Raw genomic sequence first — 4,195 nt, 5'->3', positions numbered from 1 at the left:
CACCCCCACCGCCCGAGAGGGCTCCTTCACGGACATCCCGAGCCGTCGTCACCTACCCGCGTCGGCGCCCGGGGTGTTCGGTAGGGCCTCGCCTGCACGCGAGCCCATGGCGGCCCCGGTCATCCCCTAGGCCGGGGCCGCCCAAACCGTCGGACCACCCGCACGACGCCGCACACCCGGAAGCGAACACCATGCCCTTGACGACCACGCGGACCATCACCCGTCCCGGCCCGGACTGGCCGTGCCAGGTCAAGACGCCCGGCAGCTACGACTGGGAGCGCTCGGCGGCCAAGTGGCTGCGCGAGCTGGTGCCGGCGCGGTACGCGAGCTATCCGGCCCTGACGCGGCACACCGTGCTCCTCGCCCGGCACGCGCAGATCCAGGTCCAGCACGAGATCCGGGTCGCCCGCACCGCCTTGCAGACCGCCCGCGCGGACCTGCCCTCGCTCGGGATGCCGGAGTCGGTCATCGAGCACACGATCAAGCTGTACGCGGCCGAGGTGCTCCAGCTCCAGCACATCGCCCGCAGCATCCGCGCGGTCACCCAGGCCCTGGTCGACCACCACCACGGACGCTGAGCCCGGCCCCAGGGGCATGAGCCCCGCCGGACGTGGGGACCCGTGGTGAGCATGAGCACCACCGACGTACGACGCGGCGATCCGGTCACCACGGTCCTCACCTGGGAGGTGCGCCCCGGCCGGGAGCGCGAGTTCGAGCGCTGGACCCGCGGGATCACCCGCTGCGCCAGGCGGTTCCCCGGCAACGAGGGCGTCTCCTGGCTGCGCCCCGAGGACGGCCACCGCTTCCACGCGGTGCTGCGCTGGTCCGACTCGCACCGGCTCACCGCGTGGCTGGAGTCCGACGAGCGGGCGGCCTGGCACGCGCGGATCGACGGCGTCGCCGCGGAACTCGGCAGCGAACGGCAGTCGACGACCGGTATGGAGACCTGGTTCAGCCTGCCGGGCACCACCGTGCGGCCCCCGGTCCGCTGGAAGATGGTGCTGACCACGTTCCTCGGCGCCTTCCCGTGCACGCTGCTCATCCAGTGGCTGGTGGCGCCCCGCACCGCCTCCTGGCCCCTGCCTCTGCGGGCCGCCGTGTTTCCCGTGGTCCTGCTTCCGCTGCTCACCTATCTGGTGATGCCAGCGCTGAGCCGGCTGCTGCGCGGGTGGCTGTACCCGGCGCCCCACGACTGACCCCGTGCTGAACCAGGCCCGCGCTGAACCAGGGGGGCCGGCCGGTTCGGTCAACCGGGAGGGTCACCGGTGGGTGGGATACGTGTTCACAAGAGCGCGATCGGCCTGGGGCGCATGTGCGATGCTCGACCCGTGACGAGCGAGTCCACCGGCCCCCCGCACACCGGTACCGCGCCCGACATGGCCGCGCTGGCCAAGGTCGTGGCCCGACAACGTGCCGAAATGGACCGGTTGCGGGACCAGGCCGCCACGTCCGCGGTACTGGAACGCGCCAAGGGCGCGATCATGGCCCTGACCGGATGCACCCCGGACGCGGCCGGCGAGAGCCTGATCCAGCGCGCCAAGGCCGGGCACCGCACGCTGCTGGAGGAGTGCTGGATCACCCTCGGCTCGCTGCCCCCGCTCGGCACCACCACGGAGTCCCGCGTCGGTGACGAGGTCCTCCTGCCCGCCATTCCCGGGCCGGTCGGCCCGCGTCCCGGCCGGGCCCCCGACGCCAGCCACGCCGGAGCGGACGCCGGCGATCCCGACGACGGCTTCACCGTGCTCAGCCGCCTCGGCAAGGCCCTCGCACATGTGGCCACTGCCCAGGACCTGGCCGCCTGCCTGCTGGAGGAGCTCACGGCGGACGTCGACGCCGACGCCGTCCTGCTCTTCCGGACACTGCCGAGCGGAGGGCTCGAACTGATCGGCCACGCCGGCATCGACGCCACCCTGTCCACCCAGTGGGCGCGGGTCCCCCCGCTGAGCGGCGTCGCCGCGCTCGACGCGCTGCGGGCCCGGGAGCCGCGCTGGCTGGAGGACCTCGCGACGGACCGGGAGCGGCACCTGCTCATCGGGGACCCGCCCGAGCGCTGGCTGTCCCGCGCCTGGCTGCCGGTGCCGGCCGGCGACAAGGCCGAGGTCTGCCTGGGGATCCTGCGCACCCGCAGCGGACCGTTCTCACCCCGGGCCCGGCACCTGTTGCGGGCCGTCGCCCGGCTGTGCGCCGGCTGGCTGCGGTCCCTCGGCACCCCGCCCGAGCGCAGTGCCGCCGCCTCGGCCGCCACCGCCCAGCCCGTGTTCGACTCGCTGCCGGGCTCGGCCATGCTGCTCACACCGCTGCTCGGCCCCTCCGGGGAGATCGAGGACTACCGCATCGACGCCGCCACCCAGGAGGCGGTCGACGTCGTGGGCCGCACCGGCAGGCAGTTGCTGGGCCGGCGGATCCTGGAGTGCTTCCCGAGCATGGCGGACGAGGCGGTGTGGCAGGGCTGCCTGCGCACGCTGGCCACCGGCGAGCCGTTCGCGGGCGAGCCGTTCGCCCACCAGGAGGTCGTGGACGGCGCCGCGGAGCTGTCCACGTACGCGGTGCACGTGGCCCGCCTCGGCGGTGCCCTGGTCCTCACCTGGGTCCGCCACGACTCCTCCGACCGGCAGGAACAGCGCCTGGCGGACGTGCAGCGGCTAGGGAACCTGGGCTGGGCGAACTGGAACCTGGTCACCGGCGAGGGCAGCTGGTCCTCGCAGACCTTCCTCGTCATGAACCGGGACCCCGCGCTCGGACCGGTCCGGCTGGCCGACCTCCCGCGGCTCGCGCTGCCCGAGGACGCGCCGGTCCTGGCCAACGCCGTGCGGGAACTGCTCTGCTCCGGGCTCCAGTTCGACGTTCCGTTCCGGATCCGGGCCGGGGACGAGGTCCGCCATCTGCGGATGGTCGCCGAGGTCGTGACGGACACCGAGGACGAACCGGTCGAGGTGCACGGCTTCGTGCAGGACCTCACCGCGCAGCGCAGCGCCGAACTGGCCCTCGTCGAGAGCGAGCAGGCGATCGTCACGCAGCACGGCGTGCTGCACGCCGAGCGCACCCTGGCCGCCCGGCTCCAGCACGCGCTGCTGCCCCTGCCCACCCGGCCGGTCCGCCTCGCCGGTCTGCGCGTCGAAGTGGTGTATCTGCCCGCCCAGTCGGGGATCCACGTCGGCGGCGACTGGTTCAGCGCCATAGAACTGCCCGACGGCGACGCCCTGTTCGTGGTCGGTGACGTCGCCGGGCACGGCATCGACGCCGTGGCCACGATGGCCCAACTGCGCTTCACCGCCAAGGGCATGGTCATCACGGGCTCGTCGCTGACCGGGGCGCTGGCCCGCCTCAACACCCTGCTGCTGCACTCGCGCGACTCCCACGCCACCGCCACCATGGTCCTGGCCCGCTACGACCCCCGCGAGCGCTGCCTGGTGTGGGCCCAGGCCGGCCATCCGCCGCCGTTGCTGCTGCGCGGCGGCGAAGTGCGCTACCTGAAGCGCCCGTTGGGCATGCTGCTGGGGGCGTGCTCCGCTCCGGACTTCCAGGAGGCGCGCTGCGTCCTGGAGCCGGGTGACCGCGTCCTGCTGTACACCGACGGCCTGGTCGAGAGGCCCTCGGAGGGCATCGACCGCGGTCTGGACCGACTCGCCGCGGCCGTCGCGGCCCACCCCGCGGACGAGCCCGGCTCCCTGGCCCCGCTGCTCGCCTCGGTGCTGGAGGGCGAGCGACGCGACGACGTCTGCGTCGTGGACATCCGGGTCCCACCCGAACCGGAGTAAGCCGTCGGCCACGGCGCGGTGCCCGCGGCCGGGCTCAGTACGCCGGGCCGCCGGACGAGACGGAGGCCGCCTCGGACAGCGGCAACATCCTCGCGACCCGACGTCCTCGCGCTCGCCCCACGCCTGCGGTCCCAGAACGAACCCGACGTGGCCACCCCCTCGACGCACGCACGGCGGTGCCTGCGAACCGGGCTGCCGCCTCCGGTACGCCGGACCTGCCCACTTCCTCCCGCACGGTGCGTCAGCCGCCCGTCCGGGACTCCAGATCCCGTCGGGTGTCGTCGCCGTACACGCCGTCCTCGTCGCCTCGGATGCCGTACCAGAGCTGGAAGCGGGCCACGGCGGCGGTCAGGGTCGGGTCGTAGGTGCCGTCGGTGGGGCCGTTGTCGTAGACGTTCGGGATGCGGCGCAGGCGTTCCTGGAGGTCGGTCACCTGC

Annotated in this window: 4 protein-coding genes; 3 read left to right on the top strand and 1 reads right to left on the bottom strand. The window is 73.9% G+C overall.

Annotated features, from left to right (window positions below; all coding sequences use genetic code 11):
* The first annotated feature begins 191 nt into the window (after positions 1-191).
* The 3 genes from EHS43_RS38930 to EHS43_RS38920 all read left to right on the top strand — a co-directional run bounded on the left by EHS43_RS38930 (position 192) and on the right by EHS43_RS38920 (position 3,758).
* A complete protein-coding gene (locus EHS43_RS38930; protein WP_125195301.1) occupies positions 192-578 on the top strand; it encodes a hypothetical protein in 387 nt (128 codons plus the stop codon).
* 51 nt (positions 579-629) lie between these two features.
* Positions 630-1,196 carry an antibiotic biosynthesis monooxygenase gene (locus EHS43_RS38925; protein ID WP_125195300.1) on the top strand — a complete coding sequence of 189 codons (567 nt, stop codon included), beginning with the start codon at positions 630-632 and terminating at the stop codon, positions 1,194-1,196.
* Between the two features lie 180 nt (positions 1,197-1,376).
* On the top strand, positions 1,377-3,758 hold the full coding sequence (locus tag EHS43_RS38920) for a SpoIIE family protein phosphatase (protein WP_125195302.1): 2,382 nt from the start codon (positions 1,377-1,379) through the stop codon (positions 3,756-3,758).
* 241 nt (positions 3,759-3,999) lie between these two features.
* Here EHS43_RS38920 and EHS43_RS38915 read toward each other — a convergent pair.
* Positions 4,000-4,195: peptidoglycan-binding domain-containing protein (locus EHS43_RS38915; protein WP_148104212.1), on the bottom strand; the 196-nt coding region annotated here is incomplete at its 5' end.

The sequence above is a fragment of the Streptomyces sp. RP5T genome (assembly GCF_003933965.1).
Taxonomy (GTDB): Bacteria; Actinomycetota; Actinomycetes; order Streptomycetales; family Streptomycetaceae; genus Streptomyces.
This window is presented reverse-complemented; position numbering and strand designations above follow the sequence as displayed.